The sequence below is a fragment of the Methylobacterium sp. Ger2507 genome (assembly GCF_055231875.1).
In genome coordinates, this window is record NZ_JBUYVC010000001.1 from 1,252,585 (window position 1) to 1,275,508 (window position 22,924).

At 61.1% G+C, this 22,924-nt stretch carries 14 protein-coding genes; 4 read left to right on the plus strand and 10 right to left on the minus strand.

The window, feature by feature from the left end:
- Positions 1 to 32 precede the first annotated feature (32 nt).
- Positions 33 to 1,946 (minus strand): family 16 glycosylhydrolase, encoded by a 1,914-nt coding sequence (locus tag ACV7NL_RS05800; protein ID WP_463355169.1) that lies wholly within the window; start codon positions 1,944 to 1,946, stop codon positions 33 to 35.
- Between the two features lie 610 nt (positions 1,947 to 2,556).
- Between ACV7NL_RS05800 and ACV7NL_RS05805 the strand changes: the two genes are divergently transcribed.
- Entirely contained in the window at positions 2,557 to 2,925 is a 369-nt protein-coding gene (locus ACV7NL_RS05805) for a hypothetical protein (protein WP_056185619.1), read from the plus strand.
- A 116-nt stretch (positions 2,926 to 3,041) separates the two neighbouring features.
- Here ACV7NL_RS05805 and ACV7NL_RS05810 read toward each other — a convergent pair whose 3' ends face one another.
- From ACV7NL_RS05810 to ACV7NL_RS05820, 3 genes are all read right to left on the minus strand, one after another.
- Positions 3,042 to 3,428, minus strand: coding sequence for a hypothetical protein (locus ACV7NL_RS05810; RefSeq protein ID WP_463355170.1), 387 nt, complete (start codon positions 3,426 to 3,428; stop codon positions 3,042 to 3,044).
- A 65-nt stretch (positions 3,429 to 3,493) separates the two neighbouring features.
- The gene (locus tag ACV7NL_RS05815) at positions 3,494 to 4,729 is read right to left on the minus strand and encodes a polysaccharide biosynthesis/export family protein (RefSeq protein ID WP_463355171.1); all 1,236 of its coding nucleotides are present in this window, start codon (positions 4,727 to 4,729) and stop codon (positions 3,494 to 3,496) included.
- 440 nt (positions 4,730 to 5,169) lie between these two features.
- The gene (locus ACV7NL_RS05820; protein ID WP_463355172.1) at positions 5,170 to 8,019 is read right to left on the minus strand and encodes a family 16 glycosylhydrolase; all 2,850 of its coding nucleotides are present in this window, start codon (positions 8,017 to 8,019) and stop codon (positions 5,170 to 5,172) included.
- A gap of 386 nt (positions 8,020 to 8,405) precedes the next feature.
- Here ACV7NL_RS05820 and ACV7NL_RS05825 point away from each other — a divergent pair, with 386 nt between their 5' ends.
- Positions 8,406 to 9,854 (plus strand): oligosaccharide flippase family protein, encoded by a 1,449-nt coding sequence (locus ACV7NL_RS05825; protein WP_056483405.1) that lies wholly within the window; start codon positions 8,406 to 8,408, stop codon positions 9,852 to 9,854.
- Between the two features lie 55 nt (positions 9,855 to 9,909).
- On the plus strand, positions 9,910 to 10,953 hold the full coding sequence (locus tag ACV7NL_RS05830) for an acyltransferase family protein (RefSeq protein WP_082503881.1): 1,044 nt from the start codon (positions 9,910 to 9,912) through the stop codon (positions 10,951 to 10,953).
- 832 nt (positions 10,954 to 11,785) lie between these two features.
- Here ACV7NL_RS05830 and ACV7NL_RS05835 read toward each other — a convergent pair.
- Positions 11,786 to 12,277 carry a calcium-binding protein gene (locus tag ACV7NL_RS05835; protein WP_156376106.1) on the minus strand — a complete coding sequence of 164 codons (492 nt, stop codon included), beginning with the start codon at positions 12,275 to 12,277 and terminating at the stop codon, positions 11,786 to 11,788.
- A 656-nt stretch (positions 12,278 to 12,933) separates the two neighbouring features.
- Entirely contained in the window at positions 12,934 to 14,139 is a 1,206-nt protein-coding gene (locus ACV7NL_RS05840) for a glycosyltransferase family protein (RefSeq protein WP_463355173.1), read from the minus strand.
- 1,404 nt (positions 14,140 to 15,543) lie between these two features.
- On the opposite strand from ACV7NL_RS05840, the gene ACV7NL_RS05845 reads away from it, so the two are divergent.
- Positions 15,544 to 16,338, plus strand: a complete 795-nt coding sequence (locus ACV7NL_RS05845) for a ParB N-terminal domain-containing protein (protein ID WP_056483414.1) — start codon at positions 15,544 to 15,546, stop codon at positions 16,336 to 16,338.
- A gap of 233 nt (positions 16,339 to 16,571) precedes the next feature.
- Here ACV7NL_RS05845 and ACV7NL_RS05850 read toward each other — a convergent pair whose 3' ends face one another.
- The 4 genes from ACV7NL_RS05850 to ACV7NL_RS05865 all read right to left on the minus strand — a co-directional run bounded on the left by ACV7NL_RS05850 (position 16,572) and on the right by ACV7NL_RS05865 (position 22,774).
- Entirely contained in the window at positions 16,572 to 17,900 is a 1,329-nt protein-coding gene (locus ACV7NL_RS05850; protein WP_247636354.1) for a polysaccharide biosynthesis/export family protein, read from the minus strand.
- 180 nt (positions 17,901 to 18,080) lie between these two features.
- The gene (locus ACV7NL_RS05855; RefSeq protein ID WP_463355174.1) at positions 18,081 to 19,346 is read right to left on the minus strand and encodes an HlyD family type I secretion periplasmic adaptor subunit; all 1,266 of its coding nucleotides are present in this window, start codon (positions 19,344 to 19,346) and stop codon (positions 18,081 to 18,083) included.
- Between the two features lie 116 nt (positions 19,347 to 19,462).
- A complete protein-coding gene (locus ACV7NL_RS05860; RefSeq protein WP_463355175.1) occupies positions 19,463 to 21,259 on the minus strand; it encodes a type I secretion system permease/ATPase in 1,797 nt (598 codons plus the stop codon).
- Between the two features lie 465 nt (positions 21,260 to 21,724).
- Complete coding sequence (locus ACV7NL_RS05865; protein ID WP_244476913.1) at positions 21,725 to 22,774, minus strand: glycosyltransferase family 2 protein; 1,050 nt, start codon at positions 22,772 to 22,774, stop codon at positions 21,725 to 21,727.
- Positions 22,775 to 22,924 lie beyond the last annotated feature (150 nt).

The following is a 22,924-nucleotide window of genomic DNA, read 5'->3' on the forward strand; positions in this document are numbered from 1 at the left end:
CGCGGGGACACGCACTCGATAGCTAGTTGGTCTCAGTGGATGGCGTCGTTGGCCCAGACCCGGACGTAATCGACGTCGAGGTGCGTGGTCGGCATGGAGGCGTCGTACTTGCCCGGCCAGCTGCCGGTGTCACCCACCGCCAGGTTGACCAGCATGAACATCGGCTTGTGCATGTCGGCCGGTGTTGCCATCTGGGCCACCTTCGCGCCGTCGATGTACCATTCCAGCGTGTCCTTTTGCCAATCGACCCCGAAGGTGTGGAAGCCCTCCGTCAGATCTGCCGTCTGCACCGGCGTACTGGTCAGCCTCTGGCCGGCGACGGTGGAATGCACCGACGCGTAGGCGGTGTCCTTGTCGTGGCCCAGGAACTCCATGACGTCGAGTTCGGTCGTACCGGTGCCGTCGGCGTTCAGCATCCAGAAGGCCGGCCACATGCCTTGGCCCGCCGGCAGCTCGGCACGGATTTCGAAGTAGCCGTAGGTCTGGGCGAACGACTTGGCCGTGGTGAGCACGCCCGACGTGTAGGCTAGGCCCAGCGGGTTGCCGTCGTGATCCGGAGCCGCCGTGATGCTCAGGACGCCGTTCGAGACCGAGAACGGGTTCGTGCCGACGGATTTGTCGGAGTAGTACTGCGCCTCGTTGTTGGACCCCAGAGTGCGGTACTCACTGCCGATGCCGAGCGCGCTCTTCCACACCGTGCCTTGGCCATTGGCAGAAGCGCTGAGGGTGTTGAACTCGTCGGCGAAGCTCAACGTCATGCCCGGATGCGACGGGTCCGCCGGCAGGGCGAAGTCGCCGGCTTTGAGGTTCGTGAGCGCCACGTTCTGCAAGGTCAGCGTCTCGCCGCCGCCGAGCGCGATGACGGTGTCCGACCCGACCTGACTGGCCGCCATCTTCAGCTCGGCGAAGCTGTGCAGGTTGACCCCCTCCATGCGGACCTTGTCCACGCCGGAGGCGAAGTCGGTGATGATGTCGCTGCCTTCGCCCTTGGCGATGACGAAGATATCGGCCCCGCCGCGGCCGGTCAGGATGTCGTTCCCGGCCTTGCCGTTGAGGGTCTGGGCGCCGCCATCGCCGGTGATCATGTTGTTGAGGCTGTTGCCGGTGCCGCTCTTGGCGTTGCTGAAGCTCAGGTTCTCGACGTTGTCCGGCAGGGTGTAGTCGCGCCAGGCAATGATGACCGTGTCGACGCCGCCGCCGGGCGCCTCGACGACCTGATCGCTCGATTGCCAGATGTGGTAGGTGTCGTCGCCGGTGCCGCCCTTCAGGACAGCATTGCCCTTGTCCCAGCCCCAGATGTCGTCGTGACCGGCCGTGCCGCTGAGGGTCTGGACCGCATTGTTAGCCTTGATCGTGTGGGTCGGCGTGGCACTCACCCGGGCTGCCTCGCCCGTCCCCGATGATGGCGCAACGACGACGGGCGGCTGTGAGACAGGCGTCGTCGTGGAGTTTTCGAAGACGACGTCGCCCGACGTGAGCGCCTCTCCGGCATGGATGGCGGTGAAGCGGCCGACGGCCGTGCCGTTCTCGCGGATCTCGTAGGTGTGCAGCGTGCCCTGCGTGCTGATCTCGACCACATCGGCATCGGCGGCAAAGCCGCGGAACACCAGCGTGTCGCCGCCGGAGATGCCGGCCCCCTGGAAGTCGTTGATCCGGTCGAGGGCCGTGCCCGTCAGGCCGGCTGAGCCGGACAGATCCGCCTTGCTGAACACGAAGCGATCGGCTCCGGCTCCACCCGTCAGACTGTCCACGCCGAGCCCGCCGGTGATGACATCGTTGCCAGCGCCGCCGTTGATGGTGTCGTTGCCCAACGCCCCGATGATGGTGTCGGTCCCATCCCGTCCGGCGATCAGCTGCGCGCGCGTCCCGCGCGATGACAGATCGATCCGGTCCGCACCGGCTGTACCGGAGGTGTACTGAGCCGTCGAAAAGACTGTATCCGCCATTTTTGCCAATTCCCCCTTATGCTTTGCGGGGGGTAATACCCAAAGATGGTTAACGATAGGCTACAAGCCAGATAAATGAGAATATCTGACTGGTTCTCTCCAATTCTTGATTGCAGGGCTGTGAATTTAGTCTTCACGTCTTTGTGTTAAGGAGTCTATCCAGCGACGACATTGCAATTTTAAGTGTGTTGATTCATGCGCAACAACCCGGAGGGCCGATTCGGCGATTTCTGGCGGCGATCACGCAATTCCCTGGCTCGTCCGCATCATGCGGGGTCCGAAGCCTTCGCGCGCAGCCTCTGTGGCGCGGCTCCCCCATTCGTTCAGGCGCTTGCGGCAGGGTTGTCGCGCTGGCAGAGCGTGTGCAGATCGCCATTGCGAGGCCAGTTTCCGAAGCGTTTGCCCGCCACTCAATCTTCCGGATGACACGGGGTTCGACACCGATCTGCTTCGCCGGCAGGCTTGGACCGCGGGACTCACGCCTGACAACTCGTCCCCGCTCCATCGCAACCGGACCCCTTGCATCATGCCCTCGCTGCCCTGTCTGCGGGGCGGCAACGGTCTGCTAAAGCTTATGAGTCCAGAGCCGACAGAGAGGGAGAGGCCAGCCATGGCGGCGAGATGCGTGTTCGCCAGAGGGCAGCGCAGGACCGGGTTCCGGCCGCTCGTTTTCGCGGCCTGTCTGATCCTTCCCGGTATCTCACACAGCGCTCTCAGCGATCATCGGCGCCGCCACGCGCTGGAGGGGCGCTGGATCGGTGACGACTATACGCTGACGATCGATGAGGATGCCGTGCAGGCCAATCGCAATCCGACCCGGCCTTTTGAATGGGACGCGCTGCATATTCTCAATACGACTGAGAATATGATCGTCTTCGAGCTTGGCGGCGATCGGTTCGTCGGTCTGCTCGAAGGAGAACGGATGACGCTCAGCCAGATCGGACGTCCCGGCTACCATGTACTGACCCGTCAGCGGTGATCCGTTCGTCCCGGTATAGGCACGGCCACCCTCGCGCTACGGCACGCCGAGCATCGAGCGCAGAATCTCAAGAACGAGACTTTGTTGGCCCGGTCTCGCTCGGCGTCCTTAGACGGTCAGCGCCGGATGATGACGTCCACGATCTGAACCTGCTTCTCCGGCAGGCCGCTATCGAACTCGAGGATCGTCGTATCCTCACCTGCAAAATCCGCCGCCGGACGGTAGAAAATCGCCAGTACCGGGAAGGCGCTGCCGGCGCAACTTCCGCCAGAGGCCGGAACCTGAGTCTGGCCCGCTCCGACGATGATCGTGCCATGGGTCGGAGGATGGACGATTCGAACCGGCGGCGTCCGTTCGGGTTTGCAGTCCGGGGTGATGCTCCCAAACAAGCCGATCCGCGCATCCTGTCCGGCCTTGCCGTCCACCGTCCGGCGGACCTCCTTGGCCTGAACGCCGCCGATGAGCACGCCACTGAGAAGGAGTAGGCTCAGAAACCAAGGCATGCCCGTGTCCCTCGTCTCGGTATCGGTGTGACTCTGACGCGGCTCTCACGAGAAAGCCGTCGATCCTACCGGACGGCCGCGGCCGCACTCGCATTGCCGGTCAACCCTGACAGGGCGGTCGTAAAGCGCTGAAGTCCGGCGGACGGCGCTTCCGAAACGAAGATGATATCCCGATTGCGGATCGCGAAGTCGTTTGCCAGGAACAGGGCATCCGGACGGCTCATATCCGTATTGTAGATCGTCGGGATCCACTCGCCGGTATAGCCCGCGAGGTCGACGTTCAGGTCCTCCAGAACCTTGCGCGACTCGACCCGATAAAGGAATACGGCGCGCGGGTCCGCCCGCGATGGATCGAGGCCGCCGGACTTGGCTGCGGCCTCGGCCAGGCTCATGGTGTCGTTCTCGAAACTGAAGCGACGATTGTTCGTTCCGCCGATGGATCCGGGGGCCGGGGTCGCTCCGAGCGTCAGGTAGAAGCGTGGCTCCTTGGTCAGGAAGACCGTGTCGCCGGGCTCGAGGTAGGGGTTCTGCCCCGGAACCTTGATCACGGCGCTCAGCAGGGCCTGGGTCGTCCGGTTGTCCCGCTTGAGCGTGACGATGGTTTCATAGGGGGGGCTGCGCGGACCGCCGCTCCGGGCGATCGCATCGAGCAGACGAAGGCCGCCGGGATCGATGTTGACCCGGTTCGGCAGCGTGACGTCACCGAGAACGCTGACGTTGCCGGAACGACGCTCGCCGATGGACACGACAACCTGCGGCTCCACGGCGCGCTGGTTGAGGCGTGTGGCGATCTCCTTGGACACCTGCTGTGGTGTACGCCCGGCCGCCTGGATGCGGCCTGCATAGGGGACCGTGATCGTTCCGCTGGTTTCCACCTGTTGCGGCGGGATCGCGACGAAGTTTCCGCCGCGCGAGGTTCCACCCTCGGGAGCGATGAACAAGCCGCCGGCCGATGCCTCGAAGATCGTGATGTTGATGATGTCGCCGATGCCGATCACCCCCTGCCGGGCGGTGGATCCTGCCGGGACACGGGCAAAGCGTGGACCCATCGCCTCCGTGTTGGCGTTGGCCGCCCTCAGAACGGATGCGTTCAGATCGAGAACGACGTACCCGACCGGAGGCGTTGGCGCCGTCTCCAACGCCGCGTTCGCTCGCACTTCGCCCCGGTTCGGGCCATCGCTGGAAACGAAGGTGCAAGCGGACAAAGCGGCCGAAACGGAAAGGGCGAGGGCCGCAAAAACGAAACGCAGGCGTCCACCCTGACGCGGGGCGGCGTCGTGATCCTTGGCGGGGAACGCCATTACCGCAGCACCGATCGAACGTGAATGAAAGCTACGGCGCAAACACCGCCTCCCGGAGATACGCCCGAAGCCGGGCCGAGTAGGGTCGTCGCGCCACAACTAAAGCTATGCCGCCTGGATGTCTTCCGGATTCGAGTTTTTCGCTCCACGGAAGTGTGAAGTGGTGTTGATACAACACAGACCTGCGCCGATTTCGACGGCATTTGCGCTTGATCGCCCAAGCTCAAACGGGTCGATGAGGAACCCTCCCGTCGGACGTCGGAAGCCTCCGAATGCTCCGGAGCCTGAGCCTTTGGGGCGCGACAGCCGAACGCGCCTTCAGGGTCTGATCCGAGGATGGCATCAGGTGCGAACTTCAACACAAGCTCCAGACCATCAGAATGCAACACCGGAGTCTTGGTCGATCTCGACAACCGGAGTTGGCTTCCGAGTAATGCCGGTCAGGTGAACCAGAAGTTGTCCTGAGTCAGCGCAGTGTGACTGACGCGCTGAAGCGTGATGCTGTCGGTCGCACTGATTTGAATGACCGTATCCTGGCCAACCGTCTTGAGGGCTAGTTGAGACATGTTTGTGGCCACGGAATGGTCGATCGCGATGACGTCGTGTCCGATTCCGCTGCCGGGATGGAAGCCGACGATGGTATCAGCGCCGGAATCTCTTTCGAACAGGAAGGTATCGCCTCCTGCGCCCTTCAACGTATCGGAGGTCTTCGCCGTGGATTCGATCGTCAGATTCCCCTTCAGGCCGGTGATGGCGTGCGATCCATCTTGGAAGGTCAGATCAATCATGACCGTCTTACCGGTCGCGTCGATCTGTTCGTGCTTGACGGCGAAGCTCTTTCCGTCGAGCGAAAAGGTGTAGTTGTCTTTGGTTTGGTCGCTGTGCCGAACGGTCTCATAGGTCAGGACGCCGGCCGTGAAGATCTTCAGCTTGGCGATATCGGCGGATCCTGGCGTATAATATGTATATTCCGAAGTCTTGAGATTATCGACGTATTTGGTCTCGACCATCTTGTCAGCCGAATTAATGGTATGCATAGCCACAGCGCCAGCGTTATCGAAGGATGTGCTTGTCTTAATGCCGGTCTTCTTATCGAAGGAAAATTCCCAGTCCTTCGAGCCGTCGCTATGCGTCCGACTGGTGGACATCAGGGTTCCGGCCGCATCGTAGCTGTTGGTTTCGGCGACATACGTCTTGCCGACGATGTTGGTGAGCAGGACGTCCTTCGTCCGATCGGCATGGACATGCGTTTCGCTGACGACGATGCCCTTGGCGTAGACCAGCGTCGTGCTGGAGCCATCCGCTTTCGTCTCGACCGAGCGCGTGACTTGGCCGTCGACAATGCTCGTTGTCGCCGTCGATGTCATCCGACCGAGGGCATCGTAGCTCACCACGCTGATGTTGTTGCCGGCCGTGGTCGTGACTGCAAAGCTGTAGCCGTCCCTGATGGCGGCCAAAGCCTCCTTGCTGTCGGTCAGGAGGCTGGTCATGGCTGCGACGGACGCGACCGGGAGGACGTGGCTATCGGACAGGTAAATCGCCGCCAGTTTTCCGGACGCCTGGAGAGCCGGCAACTGGGCGACCACCGACGATGCTGTGCCGACCACGATCAGAACTTCGCTGCTGACCGCTGTCGGACCGACCTTCGCCGTCAGCATGTGGCTGCCGGCCCCGAGGTCTTTCAAGGTCACCGCGAAGGCACCGGTCTTGTCGTCGGCCTTCGTAGTCGCGACGATGCTGTTGCCATCGTAGATGGTCACCAGCGCGCCGCCACTGGCCGTTCCCGCCAGCTCGGCATCGGCTGCCCCACCGGCGGCCGGGGTGAGCCCGGAAAGCTTGAACGCGCTGATGGTGACCGGCACTCCGGTGTCCGGGGGCGTGAGCGAAGGCGATACCGGGGTGGCATCACGCTTGGTTGTGTAGGCTCGCACATAATCGATGAGCATGTGGCCTTCGGCAGGCGTGGTGGCGTCCGTGGCCCCGGGCCACGAGCCCGCATCGCCGACGGCGAGATTCAGCAGCATGTACATCGGCTTGTTCATGTCGCTCGGCGTCGCAAGCCGGGCGACGGCGTTGTTGTCGACGTAGTAGGTGATCGTATCCGCCTGCCAGTCGACGCCGTAGGTATGGAACCCCTTCGAAGTGTCGATTCCGAAGACGGTCTGGGTCTCGGTCACATTGGGACCGCCGACTTTGGAATGGGTGCTGGCGTAGATCGTTCCGGGCTCGTCGCCGAGCACCTCGAACACGTCGAGTTCGGGCGGCCAGGACAGATCGGCCGGCAGGAGCCAGAAGGCCGGCCAGAAGCCCTTGCCGGCGGGAAGCTGGGCGCGAACCTCGAAGTAGCCATACAGCTGGGAGAAGGACTTGTAGGTGGTGATGACGCCGGAGGTCCAATCCAGGCCCGAGCCGAGCGGGGTTTCGACGCCCTGGGTCGCGCGCGCGGCAGTGATATCGAGGACGCCGTCCTTGACGCTGAAGGGGTTCACCCCGACCGAGCTGTCGGAATAGTATTCATCTTCCTTGTTGTTGGGCAGGGTCCGGAGTCCGGCCTGCGGATACTTCGTTTGCCACGTCGTCGCGAATCCGGTTGCGGATCCCGAAAAGGTGTTGAACTCGTCCGAGAAGGTCAGCTGATACTTCGACATATCGACGGGCAGGCGGAAATTCGCCGCGGACAGATCTTCGACCTTGTGATCGCGCAGGGTCAGCGTTTCGCCAGTCTCAAGCTTGATGACCGTATCCGCCCCGACCTGGGACATCGCAGATTTGAGTTTTTCAAAGCTATTCAAGCTTTGATAGTTATCAAGCTCGATCACGTCCTTCGTATGATCGAATCCAACGATGACATCCGAGCCTTCGCTTTTGGCGATGATGAAACTGTTTTTCCCGGCGCTACCGATCAGCACGTCGTTTCCGGCGCCGCCATTCAGGGTTTGATTGCCGGAACCTGTGCCGACGATGATGTTGTCTTGCGCATTGCCTTTGCCGCTCGAATGGAGCCCTGCTAAGATCAAGTTCTCGACGAACGCTGGCAGAACATAATAATTCGCCGTCGAGTTGATCGTATCGGTTCCTTCGTCGCTTTTCTCAGCAACGATGTCGTTCTTGCCATAAACAAAATAGGTGTCATCGCCGAGGCCGCCAACGAGGGTGCTGGCACCGCCTGTCCGCAGAGCATCGTTTCCGGTTGTTCCGGCAAGAGTCTCTTTGGCAGGTGCGATGAACCCTTTTCTGGTTGCCCCGCTCGTCGACAGCGTGCTTCCAGCGGAGTTGAGATATGTGGCCACCGGGGTCGTCCTCAATGCGATGAGGACATCTGGTTGTATCCGCTCGAAATAAACGTTCGATCGATCGATCAAATTGCTTGCATTGGAGCATTTGCGAGCGTTGCTCTCGTGGGATGATGCAAATGCCTACCAAATCGAAAACCCTACCAAATCCGCTCGGTTGAATATTCTCCCGCGGCTGCGATTCGCGCCTGCGGAGGCATTCTGGAGCGGCGTCATCCCGGCCGCTGCCGATCCAGCATCGGCACTGGTTCCGGTGCCTACGGCTGCGCCGCGCCGGCTTGGAATCCGCTGCGAACCCGTGCGTACCGCTTCATCGCCTTCCCTGGAAACATGGGCTAACAGGACCGTGGCGATCCCGATGGTGGCGCGAAAGTTGGTGAGACATGCTCGGCCCAGTGATCTGGTCGCTTTTGAATACCGCCGCGACGGTGGTCATCCCCTTCCTGTTGTTCATTATTTTTGCTCGCACCGGCGAGGCGTACCAGGTGGGCGCGGTCGGTATCGCCGTCTCGATCCTCGAAATTCTCAAGACCTTCTGTCCCCAGGGGCTGTATGAGGTCCTGCTACGTCCGGAGACGACGCGCGAAGAGGAATGCGCCTCCCTGGGACTGCTCCTTCTCAGTGGCCTGATCGCAACCGCGGTTTATATGGGCGTGATCGTTCTGGTCGGGCGATACATGCCGGATCTTCAGGCGATCGGCCCGATCCTACTTCTCCTCGCGCCGAAATTGCTGTTCGACGTTACGTCGGTCCAGCCGCAGGCCGCCCTCGCGCGCCAACTCACCTTCCGGCGCCTGGCGATGCGGACGGTCATCGCCAATTTCGTCGCGGCGGGCGTGGGATCGGTCCTGGCCTTTGCGGGCCACGCTCTCGAGGGCTTGATCCTCTACTATCTCCTCCAGTCGATGCTGAACTTCTTCCTGGTGGCTCGGGGCCAGATGGACCGCGTCAGACCCACGCTGGGGACGGCGCCCCTGAAAGCCTTGTTTCGCGAGGCCGGCTACTCGTCGGCCGTTCGCATCGTCGCCGCCGCCAACAATTATGCGGATACGCTGGTCGTTTCAGGCTTTGTGTCCGCCGCGCTCGTCGGAACATACAATCTCGCGAAGCGCATCGAGACGGTCTTGATGAGCACCTCATCGTCCTTCTCGGTCATCATGTATCAACCGCTCTTCGCGAGCCGGGGTGCGGCGCCGCGTTCTGAAATCGTTACGACCGCGATGCGACTGACCACCGTGCTGTTCGGACTGCCAATCATCATCTTCGTCTCCTTTCCCGAGGAATGGGTCGGATGGGTCTTTGGGGATCGCTGGCTCAGTGCTGCGCCCGTCTGTGCGCTTCTCGCACTGTCCGGATTGGCGCGGATCTATGGCGGCATCTACGGTTCACTGCTTTCGGTCAGCGGGCGGAATCACGTTCTCCTCATCTACGCGCTGTGTTCGATGATTGTCGGACTTGGCTCTGTCGTATTGCTCTCGCGATACGGCCTCGTGTGGGTTGCCTTGGCCATCGCGCTGAAGAGTTGGGTCTTCTATCTCGTGTCCGCCTATCTGACCCGCCGGGAAACCGGGCCGGTGATCGCCACCTGCTTTTGGAACGTGCTCTCTCCCTTGCTGCTGTTCTCTCTCATTGCTGCAGGCGCGACGCGCGCCGTCGCCCTATCGGCGCCCACAGGACTCCACGGCATCCCTGCGTCAGTTCTGATGATCGCCCTCAGTTCTGTTTTAGCGATGGCGTCCGTCCTCGTGATCTATCGGCGTGATCTCTCGAAGATTTCGAACCTGGTGCGCGTCAAGATCGCAGAAAAGCGATCCCCGGCGAAGCCGACCTGATGTTGGTAGAGGTGGAAGCGCTGTCGCTTGATGCGAGTGAAATGAGGGTGGCCCAATGATTCAGAATATTCAGGTTCTTCGAGGATTGGCGGCCCTCCTTGTCGTTATTGTCCACTGCGAAGCGATCATAAAGTCGTTCGGAAATTTTCATTATATCGGGATCGCCGCGAGCACGGGGGTTGATCTATTTTTCGTCATCAGCGGCTTCATCATGGTTTATACGTCGGACCGAAATGGCCCGACCCCCCTCGGCTTCTTCGCAAATCGCGTGGCCAGGGTTGCTCCTTTATACTGGCTGTTAACCATCGCGATCTTCGCCATTGCGGTTTTGCAACCCCAACTGCTCGGAGCAACCAAAGCAAGCCTTTCGAATCTCGTGAACTCCCTGGCTTTTTGGCCTTACTTGAGAGACGACGGAAAAGTTGCGCCTCTGCTGTTCCTGGGATGGACGTTAAATTATGAAATGATGTTTTATGCAGTGTTTGCCCTTTGTCTCTTCATCAAAGATCTGAATTTGAGGGTCCTGGTTGCGATCGGGGTGCTGGTCTCAATGACAGTACTGGGTCAGGCCATCACCTTTGAGAATGTCCCAGCTCTCTTCTTTACTCGGCCCGTCATCCTTGAGTTTGCCCTGGGCATGATCGTTGCCCGAATCTATGCGATCCTCCCGCACAGCAAGCGGGCGGCCGTCATCGCACTGTGCCTCGCAATCATCGCTCTTCCGGCGATGCTGCTCGCCGCCGTCCTGTCATCGAGTATGCTGCCGATTGCCGGGATCCCTGCGGCCGTTCTGGTCGTTGCAGCGCTCATCATGGATCGGGGAGGGCTTTCCCTGAGCTGGCGTCCTCTCGTGGCGATCGGTGACGCAAGTTACTCCCTCTATCTTACGCATCCGTTCGTTGCCCAAGTCGTCATCAAGCTGTCGAATAAACTTCAGCCCCTGTCGCTCCCTTTGAGCTTGTTAGTTATCTTAGTCATATACGCGATATCAATTACGCTGGCTCTCTTGGTGTATCGGACCCTCGAGATACCGATGACACGGGTAGCACGACGCCTGCTCCATCTCTCTCGCCCAAAGAATCCGGCGGGTGCCTTGTAGTTGGGCCGCGGCTTGATCCCGAGCTGCACCGAAATGATAAGGGATTGAAGACGCGACGGCCTCGAGCAGGACGTCGCCGATCGGTCTTTGTCGAAACGGGGAGTGCCGGACGTCGTGGCGGAAAGGCCAGCCGCCTCCGGGCGACGCCGGCATGCCAGCAATCGAACCCGGGAGAGCTCCGGCGTCTTGCGAGCGCCACGCCGAACAGGCCGCTGATAAGCACCACGGCATGCAGCGCCCTTTACCGAACCTGCCGACCAGCGAGGAGGCTGGGCGTGATTGGCGCGGGCTGACGCGATGCGTCTGCGCGGGCATCTCCGGGCCCATCCGCTGCACACTGCCTCGAACCGAAGGTCCTCGCGGCGAGACACTCTTTCAAGCGCTCCGCGAATGCGTCTCCAAGAGGAGTCGCCTGATCCCGGGCCTTACGGTCGGATCGGCATGAGACAACGGTGACTGTCCGTCCCTTCGACGAAAGCTTCGGGACGCATGCGCGAGCTTCGGGACGCATGCGCGCGGCGGAGGCTACCGATCCTCCTTCGAAGAAACGCGACCCTTGATCGAGCTTTAGAAAAATATGGATATTGAATCCAACCGGAACCCGGCACAGGGCTACGGGCCGCCTGTGCAGCCGTCACCATCCCGGATCTGGCGTCCCAGTGACCGACGACGCCGGCCATATCCAGGTTGCCGCCCAGCCCCGTTCGAGCGATCGGTCGGATCGGATGTTCCCATCGACAGAAGAAGACATGAAAACACAAACGAAAAAAGGCGGCGCGTGCGCCGCCTTTTTTTCACAGGCTGTCCCTAGCTTTGAAAGGCTAGGCGAGTGTTAGACCAACGCGCCGTCGTGCGGAGCGTAAAAATTGAAGTCGCCGGTGTCGAGCGCCTTGCCGTTCAGCGAGTTCACAGCGAAGTTGTAGTAGTCGCCCGTGTTGGTGTTGAAGATGCTGTAGTAATACACCTTCGCACCCGAAGCAGTCTCAGCGCCGGCGCCGAGGAGGTCGAGTTTGGCATCGGAACCGAAGCCGCTCAGATTGATAAAGTCCTGCTCGCCGGCGCCGGGGCCACCCGCGCCGCGGAAGTCGGTGATGTAGGTCGCCAGGGTCCCGAAATCCTTGGATGCGACCTCCGTTTCCTGACCGAACTTCGCAGCCAGAACGAAGGTGTCGTTGCCGGTGCCGCCATAATACTGGTTGAAGTCGGCATGCCCCTGAAGCTGATCGTTACCGCTTCCACCGGCCATCTTGTCTACGTCGCCGCCATTACCCTGAATTTTACCATTCGCGTCGGGAGCGGTGGTAACACCATCAACCATTGCCATTGTCGTATCCTCGAGAGCTTGTGCGCACGGCATCCGTGGCAACGATGATCAATAATCAGGAAATTTGTGCACTATGAAAGAGGCGTTCATTTACTGAAACGTCCCTAACGGCGTGTTAACTAGGGGGCGACACCGAGTCAATCATCCAAATGGGCATCTAGGTAGTTTTGGCGCAGCCAAATGGCGTAGTTACTGAATTGCATCAGTTCTGAAATTCCCAGATTTTCAGCAATGCTAGGGCTGTGTCTGTGAATCTTAACCAAGCAAGCGGCGCCGCACTGCGGCCGACCAGCTTGCATGAGGATAAGAGTGGACATCCTTCCGCTTAATCATTGCTGGCGCATGCAGTGAGATGCATTGCGTCCCAGTAGATGCTGGCAAGATGACTGTTTATAAAATAAAGATAGAGTCGAGACTTGGCTCACGTGGTGGACCAACTGGCAGGCCGACAAGCGGCGCAAAAACCGACACACGAGAGCTTTCCATGAAAGCTTCGTATTTTGGGTTGAGCCTTCACGAGGGTACTGCATCGGGAGTGCTGGCAGAGCACGTTCCGTGCCCCTGAATGCCGGACGCGGCTGAAAACGCTCGCGTTGCTCGTCCTCTCACCGCTCAGGGAGGAGCCGGCGCACGGCCTTCCTCCCGCGACGTTCGACTTAAGTCGTGGGGCGCGAGCCGTGCAGATCTCGCGTGGTCAGGCGTCCGACCAAATCACGACACTCCGCCTGGGTGCAGATCCAGTTGCTCGGATCGATCTGAGCGAGTTCGGTCGTGAGCCGATCGATCTGAGCCGGCGCGAGTTCCCGAAAAAATTCAACGAGGCTCTCGACGAGGTCATTCGGAAGGCGAACGCCTGCGCCTTGCCGCGCAAGCCATTGTCCGGTGGCGGTCGCGTCCCGTACGATCGGAATCGTTCCGGCCCAGCCACTCTCGTAGAGGCGGTTCGGCAGGAGCCATTCCGAGTTCAGGCCTTCCTCGAAGAAGTCGATCACCCACGCAAAGTCGACCTCTTGGTAGATCGCCATCAGGTCGTCTGGATTGCGATACGGACCCTCGAACGAGATGAAGGGCTCCGCAGCGACCATGGCGTCGAAGTCCGAGAACTCGGAGTAGGCCGGCCGACCCCTTATGATCACGCTCAGGCGGCCCTCAAGTCGCCGGGTGACCGCCGAGAGGATCGCAAAGCTTTTCGCGCATCGGATCGCGCCAAACCAGCCGATTTTCCATGAGCCGGTATCGAGCCTGGTCCCGGACGGCGGATCAGGCACGTCTGCCTGACCCAAGAACACTTTGTTCTCCACGAGAACAACCGGCAGGTTCACGCTTGAGCGCGGCTCGAAGTAGTTTGTGACGAAGGCCGGTGAGCTGGTCATCAGCAGACTGGCGTTCCGGGAAAGCGCCCCTTCGATTGTGCGCAATGCAACGCCTGCCGGACCCGGGGAAAGCATGAGGCGGTGGATGTCCAGGCATTCATAGACCAGGGGCACCGCGGTTCGCCGGCCTCGGACACTTTGAGCGATGGCCAGCATCTCCAGATTTCGCGCAACGATGACGTCCGCGCCGGCAATACGGTGCCGGAGCCGGCGTCCCAGGAGCGCGTGACGCATCGTTGCGCTCAGGCGTGCGACGAAACGGGCATCGGCGGTCTGGCCCAGATCGTAAGGCACGATGCCGTCCACGGATGTCGGGACTGCCCCGCGACGAAAGCCGGTGAGCAGAACCTCCGCTCCGCCCGCCTTGAACATGCTGACGCGCCGCTTAACAGCCGGATCCGTTAGATCGTGGACGAAATATGCGATCTTCAATGTCGCGCCTTCCGCAATCGATGCGCCGCAGGGAGACCTGGTGACGAGAGCCGCCACGGTGCCAGGTTCGGACGGGTGTTTTCCTCGCATTCGTCTGAGCTGTCGACAGGGATGTCTCACGACGTAAGGGGAACCTACGCGCCGCTTTGCTCCACGCAGACCGCTCCGCAACCCTGAGTAAGCCAGGAAAGGTGTAGAATCCCCTCACCCCATTCAGCCTGTGCGAGCGCTGGAACTCCACCTGCTCGGAGCCCACCATTCTTGCTGGCAGAATGGTGAACGTGTCTCGCGATGGCTCACCGAGGAAGCTTTGTCAGTGGCAACCGAATCTTTAGATGAAGGCTCCGCTGCGCGGTTGCGAGGGTTCCGCAGACTCGGCTGGTCGCCCGGGTGCCTGACCAAGAAGAGCATCGCCAAGCCATCAGATTGCTATCTCTCCACCCATGGTGGTGTCGCTGCCACCGGTGCCGACGTTCTGTCGGACTTGAGGCCGAGCGGCGGAGAGCGTTGCGGATTTCTAAATGCGGACAGCCGCGGAATTTCACTCTGTTGCTATTTCGTTCTCGTCGAGAAAAGATCATACGCGGAAGATGGATGAGGCCTCCGCCAATCGCCGCGGATCGATGTCATCGCGGATCGGCACTGCGAAGCATCCCTCCAGCATCGGACGTCGATCGTATCCGAAGGGCCGCCTGTGCTGCGATGGCGCGCCTTTCGACCAATTGACGAGCGGGATCGGGAGACCAGCAGAGGCCCGTCCCCTTCGCCGACACTCTCTCGTGAGTGAGGCCGACCGTCTCGCTGCAGAGATTCTTTGGATTCCCACATGCGCGGTTCCGAGTCTGCTGGTTCATCCAGCTTTCTTGGCCTTCGAGGGGGACTGTCAACCATATCTCCCGACAAGCTGACCGCTCAGCCTCTTCCGCACGGTGCTTCACGGTCTGGGATCTTGGCGGCGACACGCCAGTTTCAAACGTCAGCTTCCAATCGATGTGTGGATTTCCTTGAAACAATCGCGTTTGACCAACGGCGAAGCAGGGGCAGGCCCTAGACGTACAAAATTTTTTGTTATGTATTGATTATTGGATTTACATGTATGTAATAAGATACTTACAAATAGTAAAGCTGGATTGATTGCTGACTCTGTAGCCGATAATTTGTAGATATCATTATGATGAGGCGGACGGATTGATATTTGCTCAAACTCATTAGAAAAAGACCCGGACACCTGTCGTCTGATTGCCGGACAACCAAAACTGCCTGCATGGCGATTCAATGCAGGACAAGGCGGTACTAAGTAGTTTACCAAGCCGCTCAGTGGGTAACAGGTTCGTATTCTTGATGGTTCTAAATTTTATGTATATTCCGTGGATTGGTTAGGGAACGGTGGGTGACGTTGTGCGCCAAATTTCGGTCGATGGGTTCGAGCCGCCACAGGCTCCGGCGCCGGGTCCAGCGCCGATGCTGCAATGGCTCAAGATCGAAGATCTCGTCGTTGATATGTCCTATCAGCGCCCCATCGTCGGCCGTGGGCGAATCAACGTTGCCCGGATTGCTCGGGATTTCCGCTGGACCTTTTTTGCGCCGGTCGTGGTGTCGCCCGTAGAGGGCGGCCAGTTTGCCATTATCGACGGGCAGCACCGCACGACGGCGGCAGCACTCTGCGGATTCGACAGAGTTCCCTGTCAGGTCGTGATCGCGGCTCACGAAGAGCAAGCGGCCGCCTTCAAGGCGATCAATGGCGTGATCACGCCGATCACGCCGATGGCTCTGTATGCGGCCGCGTTGACGGCCCGCGAAACCTGGGCGATCGAAATCACCGATGTCTGCTCCGAGGCCGACGTGAACCTGTTGCGCTATCCAATTGCAACCGACCGTCAGGTTCCCGGGCAGACGATGGCCGTGGGTGCGTTGCGCGCCTGCTTGCGTCGGCATCAGCGTAACGATCTGGTCATTGCCCTCCGGTGCGTGACGCAGACGAACAACAATAAGCCCGGCATGCTGTCGGCTCGCCTGATCAAGGCCCTCTGCGAAGCCGTCTCGAGTTTCTCGGATCTCGTGGGCTACGAAGAGCGCGTGCTCGCGGCCGCAAACGAGATCGATCTGGAGCGAATCTCGACTGAGGTTTCCGAGCGCACGAAGGACCGTGAGAAGGGCCCGACCAGTTCCCTCGCCGAGGAGATTCGCAAGAACTTCGCGCGGCTGCTGAGCCAGGCCGGGTCGGGCCGGCATCTTCAGCTGGCAAATACCCATTAGCGCCGAGCCGTATCGGCCCAGCAGGCGCGCTCACAGGCCGATCCAAACCGGAATAACGCGCCCGTCCCTGTACTCCTGATCGAGCAAGGCCCGCGCTGTCATCATGCGCAAAGCCCTATAGGAACTCGTGGAAAAGCTGGTCACACCGTCTCATCGATGAGCCGATCGTCGAGCACTGCGCACCGAGCCACGTCAGTTGTGGAAACGGCGAGACGGTCGAGAGGGGGGCAGCGTTATTTGGCGGATGGCTTGAACTCGTACTCGAGTTTCAGCGCAATCTCGACCGTATCCCCGGGCTGAAGCGACGCATCTTCGTCCGCCTGAAGGATCTCGACACCAGAACCGCCCCGACGGTGAATGATTACCTGAGGCTTTCCGCCGGTCCCACGCACCATCTGTGATCGGACGACGCCGGTGTAGAGGAGTTTTTCGCCGACCGCGGAGAGCTTGCTGCGGGTCTGGGCGAGCTTGACGGTTGCATCCTGAATGTCGCGCATCAGGTCGGCCCGGCGCTGGTCGGAGAGCCGCGCGACACTGCGTTGGGCTTCCAGCAGATCCCGCTTCGCACGCTCAGTTTCGACGCCCGTCTGAAGCGCCCGCGTGGCTGTCGTGAGACTCAGGCGCCGCGTTTCGACCGCGCGGGTCAACGGAACCACGCCGCGTTTGTTGAGATCGGCGATGCGCTCGATCTCATCGACGTCGAGTTTCGCCGCCTCGGTATCCTTGCGATACTGATCCTGAATAGCCGTCAAACGCTCTTCGGTGATGCGTTGCGCATTCTTGAGGTGTGCGGTTTCCTTGGAATAATCATCGAGCCGCGACTTCAGCAGGCCCTGCTCGTTCTGGAGGATTTTTTCCTGGGTCGAGGCCGGAATGGGCAGCTTCTCCAGGCCGGTCTCGTCCAATTGCTGCTTTCCGTCGAGTTCCGTCCGCAGCCGGGCGATCGTCGCTTGCCCCTGGGCGAGGTCGATCCACAGGTTCTCGTACTCGCCGCGAAGGTCAGCCGTCGCCAGGATCGGGCTGTCCATCCGGAAGCGCTGCAGGTCGTAGCCGCCCGCGAGCGACACGGCCTGACGCACGCTCAAACCAGGCGTGTAGCGCTGCTCACCGGGCTTGCTGACATCGCCCGTTACGTAGATCGGTCGATAATCCGCGATGACCAGCGAAATCTCGCCCGGTGCCACAACCGTCTGCTGTTCACCGTTCCCCGAGGTTCGCATGTTCAGCGATTGGCGTGGCAGGGCCTCCCGCACCAGATCCCTGACCTCCGCGACCGTCTTGCCTTGGGCCTTGATGTCGCCGGCCAGGGGAACCGAGATATCACCGTCGATCGTGACGGGGAGGCGCTGGCGGAGTTCGGGAATGCCGGCCACCGACAGTTCCAGGGTGTCACCCGGCTGGAGCCTGTATTCGGCTGCGCTCACGGGTGATGTGAAGCCGGTGACCGCAGCAAGGACCGCCAGCGCAAGGGACCGCACCGGATGAGCGGGACGCTTCGACGCTGCCGTGGCGTATGTCTGCTGTCCGTTCAACCTTACTGTCCACCGCTCGAAGACCGTCATACCATCTGCATCCCTGCCGCACCGGAGCCTGGCTGGCGGTGCGGCGTGCCTCAAGAAAAACCTACGCACCGTCATTGTCTCGCGATCTCAAGGTGCCGTGTCGCATGGGCGGCACGGCTGAGGCGCCTGACCCTCATGCCTTATCTATCGCTTTCGCCATGTCTAGCGTTCCCGTCAGGTCTACCGTTCCCGCCAGGTTTTGGCGATCTGGTCGGTCAGCGGTTTGGTCAAGTAGGAGAGGACTGTGCGCTCGCCGATCTGCATGAACGTTTCGACGGGCATGCCCGGAACGAGGCGCAAATTGTTCAGACGCGCCTTCTGATCCTCCGGGATTCGGATGCGCGCCGAGTAGTAGCTCACACCGGTCTTGGCGTCGTGCGTCACATCCGCAGCGACGCGTGAGACCTCCCCGTTGATTTCAGGCGTCGTGCGCGTGTTGAAAGCCGGAAATCGGAGGAGGGCCTTCTGCTCCAAGCGCACATTGTCGATGTCCTGGGGTTGGATCTTCACGTCGACAACCAATTGATCCGCTTCCGGAACGATCAGCATCGCGGGTTCGGTCGCAACCACGAGGCCGCCGATGGTGTGCACCGTCAGCTCATGGACCGTTCCGTCCTGGGGCGCGCGCATATCGATCCGCTTCAGCATATCCAGCGCGGCCACCTTTTTCTCGCTCAGTTCCGACCATTTGCCGCGGATCTCGGACAGGTCCTTGCTGACCTCCGTGCGTAGATCCTGATCGACCTGAAAGATCTGGAGCTCGATCTCGGTCATCTTGCCCTGCGCCGAGGCGATGGAGGCGGAGAGCTGGCCGCGCTCGCCCTCGAGACGGGCGGCATCGCGCTCGAGCGAGGTCACGCGGGCATACGGCACGAGGTTCTTCGCGAAGAGCTCATTCACACCTTTGAGTTCTTGGGTGATCAGGCTGATCTCACGGTCCTTGGCAAAGGTCTGCTTGGTGAGGCCCTTCACTTCCTGGCGAAGCTGATCGATGCGCTCGCGGAACTGGGCTTTCTGCCCCTCACGCCCGGAGAGCCGCGTGCTGAACAGGCGTTCCTCACCGTCGATCAGGCGCGCCACCGACGGATCGGTCGCCGCACGCTCCATCAGGTCCGGTGGAAAGACGACGGCCCGGACGCCGTCGCGTTCGGCTTCGTCCCGTGCGCGGCGGGCATCCAGTTCATCCAACGCCTTCAGGATGATCTCCAGATTGGAGCGGGTCTGCGTCTCGTCCAGACGGATGAGGATGTCGCCGGCCTTGACCTTCGAGCCCTCGCGCACGAGCAGCTGGCCGATCACGCCCCCGGTCGGATGCTGGACCTTCTTCACATCGGATTCGACCACGAGCTGGCCGGGCGCGATGACAGCGGCGGAGATGTTCGTGAAGACCGCCCAGCCGGCGACGCCGAAGACCAGGACCGCCCAGCTCAGCGCCAGGAGGATCATGTGGCGGTTCAGCGATCCGTGGGCTCGGGCCGGCGGAAGCTGAACCGGCGAGCGCGGAGGCGCGAAGCGGGCGATACCGGTGCCCGGTCTCAGGGAGGGAACGCTCGTCGAGGACATCACGCACTCTCCTGCAAGGTCAGGGCGCCGGGCACGCCATCGGCCCGCAACTGCCCCGTGGGCCGTGGTCGATTCCGATCGGATTCCGCCTCGGATGCATCGGACTGCGACGTGGGCTTCAGAATCCGCTTCAGGACATCATCCTTGGGACCGAACGCCTGGATCTGACCTTCGGAGATCAGCATCACCGTATCGAGCGCCGCCAGGGCGCTGGGCCGATGCGCGACGACGACGCAGATGCCGCCCCGTTCGCGAACACTCATGATCGCCGACGTCAGGGCGTTTTCGCCCTCATGGTCGAGGTTCGCGTTCGGTTCGTCGAGAACGACCATGAAGGGATCGCGATAGAGCGCGCGGGCCAGTCCGACGCGCTGGCGCTGCCCGGCCGAGAGGCCGATGCCGCCATCTCCGATCGTCGTCTCGTAGCCTTCGGACAGGCGCAGGATCAGGGCGTGGACTCCGGCCGCCTGTGCGGCGGCGATGATGCTCTCGGACGTCGCGTCCGGTTCGAACCGCGCGATGTTCTCCGCGATGGTGCCGGCGAACAGTTCGACCTCCTGCGGCAGGAAGCCCACATGCGGTCCGAGTTCGTTCGACGTCCATTGATCGAGCGATGCGCCATCGATGCGAACCGACCCGCTCGCGCAGGGCCAGATTCCGACCAGTGCGCGCACCAGCGACGACTTTCCGGAGGCCGACGGTCCGATGATCCCCAAGCCCTGTCCGGCCTCAAGGGAGAACGTCGCGCCCTTGACGACGACGCGGCGCGAGCCGGGCGGCGAGATGCTCACGTTCTCGAAGGCGATGGTCTGGGTGGGGGCCGGCAGAACCTGCAGGTCCTTCTCGGGGGCATTGAGGGCCAGTGCATCCGAGAGGCGCTTCCAGGATTGGCGCGCCTGGATGAAACTTTTCCAGTTTCCAATGACCATCTCGGCCGGCGCGAGGGCCCGTGCGACCAGGATCGAACTCGCGATGATGACACCGCCGGTCGCCTGGTTGTTGATCACCAGGAACGCGCCCAGGGCGAGGACGCCGGATTGGAGGCTCATGCGGAACACCTTGGTGAGAGAGGCGACGCCTCCGCCAAGGTCCGAAACGTTTTGCTGAATATCCATGTATTCGCGATTGACGTGAGCCCAACGTGCGCCGAACCGGCGCCGCATGCCCATGGCGGCCAGGACCTCCGCGTTCCGCCGTCCGGCTTCCGCCAGGAGGTAGCGTCGCGATCCGTAGTGCACGCTCGACTTGATCTTCCGGCTCGTGGTCCAGTCGCTGAGGAGTGTCAGCAGGAAGAGGATCACCAGACCGACGACGGCGGCGACGCCGATCAGCGGATGGAACAGGGAGCAGATGACGATATAGACCGGCATCCAGGGCAGATCGAAGAACGCGCTCGGACCCGGTCCCGCCAGGAAGGATCGGACCTGATCGAAGTCGCGCATGGGCAGAGACCCGTCATGGTCGGACGGACCCCGCAGAGGCGCACGCGCAACCACGTCGAAAACCCGGTGGGCGATCGCTTCATCGACCGCCCCGGAGATTCGACCGAGGATTCGCGTCCGGAGCATCTCGAACAAACCCTGGAAGGCATACAGGACGAGGGCCAGGAGACCGAGACCGACCAGCGTCGGAATCGATCGGCTGGGAATGACGCGATCGTAAACTTCGAGCATGAAGAACGATGCGGTCAAGTATAGAATATTGATGAGGCCGCTGGTGATCGCCACGAACAGAAATGCCAAGCGGCATTTGCTGATGGCTGCCGTTATCTCGGGGGTATCCGACGTCTTATGCACAACCCTGACCTCACTTGGAACTTGTACCGACGAACGGAGACGAGCTGCGAACCTGGAAATGTAGCTCACGAAAAGATTAAGCGCACCCTCCGCGGGTGACTCAAGAGTGGGTGTTCTCTACTTGCGAATCCGATTAAGGACCCGATTTCTTCAAGGGCATAGGAACGTGTCTGAAAAACGATGTCGCTTCTGAATCCTGAAAACGGCAAAGCAGGATCGATAACTGATCTTGCGTTTCGGCTCAACTGACAGCCAAAGTCGATCGGAGTTTGTTCTTAAGACGGTAAACCCGTCGCCCAGCATCGGAGCAGACACGTCTCGAACAACATCGATGGACCGAGTGAGCGAAGCCCTCGACGGGCGCGCGGCGGCCTCCGCTGGTCTCGCCCGCTTCGAAAAAATTGGTTGCCTCTGCCGTCTATCGATTGGGCGATCGATCGAATCGGGGCTGGCGCCTCAGCGTCGTTACGCCGAGGCGCTGCGCCGAAGCCCGGCTTCGATTGCCATTTTGACGAATCCCACCGACCAGCTCACATGCATGGCGGCTGCGGCGACCCCCATGCCGAGAACGGCTGGATCGCGCGTGCGAACCGACGCGAAGACCGACCATCCGGAGTAGAGGCAGGCATAGGCGATCGGCACTAGGGCGGCTTCTGGAATGACCGGGATCGCGATCAGGCTGGCAAGTGCGGAGCCGCTGATCAGCAGCGGCGCCAATTGCCTGAGCTTGGGCCGGCTGCGGTGTGCGATCATGTTTCGCGCTCTGCCCCGCCCGTAATTGAAGTATTGCTTCGAGAGGCTGTCGAGGCGTCCGCGCGGATAGTAGGTGATCATCGCCTCGGCGCAGAGCCAGATCCGGCCGCCCGCCGCGACCGCCCGCACATCGAATTCCGCATCTTCGTTGTGGGTGAAGGTTTCGTCGTAGCCGCCGATGCGCAAGAAGAAGGACCTGCGGAAGGCCGCATGGTGCCCGTGATCGACAAATCGGGATTCGGTGTTGCGCCGATGGGCCGAACCGCCATTCCCCAGCAGGCTGTTCTGGGCCGCCGCCACAGCCCGCTGGAAAGGCTGAAGGCCCACCGTACGCATGGGAACGACCACGGTTTCGGCCTCATGGTCGCGCAGGGCCTCGACGCAGAGCGAGACGAAGTCGTTCGGGTAATCGGCATGCGCATCCGCCCGCACCAGGATTGCACCCGGCATCGATGAGGCAGCGACCAAATTGACCGCGGCGGATTGGATGCGCTTGGGATTCTCCACCAATCTAACAACCGCATGAGCGCTGCAGAGATCGCGTGCGATCTGGCGCGTCGCGTCCGTGCTGCCGCCATCCGCGATCACGATGGCGGTGATGGCCTTGCAATCCTGGCGCAGGAGCGCGTCAATACAGGTCTTGAGGTGCTTTTCCTCGTTCAACACTGGAACGACGACAATAACTCCATCATCCGGTGATGACATTTCACTGCTCCAGCCTTCGAACGTGTAATTTTTACGAAATATTAATTGGTGCGTCAATGTTTTATGTAATTCTGCGGCGATGTATCAAATTAACCTTGACGGCCGACGCTGTGCATTGGAGCGGGCGGATGAACGCAACCTCGACTACATCGGCATCGCGAGATTGAGCCGGTTGCCGGTCGAGCCTATGTCACGCACGGACCACCC

What these genes read in the sequence shown, in the direction of transcription:
- ACV7NL_RS05800 (WP_463355169.1), bottom strand. Translation starts at nt 1,946, where the DNA reads ATGGCGGATACAGTCTTTTCGACGGCTCAGTACACCTCCGGTACAGCC.
- ACV7NL_RS05805 (WP_056185619.1), top strand. Translation starts at nt 2,557, where the DNA reads ATGGCGGCGAGATGCGTGTTCGCCAGAGGGCAGCGCAGGACCGGGTTC.
- ACV7NL_RS05810 (WP_463355170.1), bottom strand. Translation starts at nt 3,428, where the DNA reads ATGCCTTGGTTTCTGAGCCTACTCCTTCTCAGTGGCGTGCTCATCGGC.
- ACV7NL_RS05815 (WP_463355171.1), bottom strand. Translation starts at nt 4,729, where the DNA reads ATGGCGTTCCCCGCCAAGGATCACGACGCCGCCCCGCGTCAGGGTGGA.
- ACV7NL_RS05825 (WP_056483405.1), top strand. Translation starts at nt 8,406, where the DNA reads ATGCTCGGCCCAGTGATCTGGTCGCTTTTGAATACCGCCGCGACGGTG.
- ACV7NL_RS05830 (WP_082503881.1), top strand. Translation starts at nt 9,910, where the DNA reads ATGATTCAGAATATTCAGGTTCTTCGAGGATTGGCGGCCCTCCTTGTC.
- ACV7NL_RS05835 (WP_156376106.1), bottom strand. Translation starts at nt 12,277, where the DNA reads ATGGCAATGGTTGATGGTGTTACCACCGCTCCCGACGCGAATGGTAAA.
- ACV7NL_RS05845 (WP_056483414.1), top strand. Translation starts at nt 15,544, where the DNA reads ATGCTGCAATGGCTCAAGATCGAAGATCTCGTCGTTGATATGTCCTAT.
- ACV7NL_RS05850 (WP_247636354.1), bottom strand. Translation starts at nt 17,900, where the DNA reads ATGACGGTCTTCGAGCGGTGGACAGTAAGGTTGAACGGACAGCAGACA.
- ACV7NL_RS05855 (WP_463355174.1), bottom strand. Translation starts at nt 19,346, where the DNA reads ATGATCCTCCTGGCGCTGAGCTGGGCGGTCCTGGTCTTCGGCGTCGCC.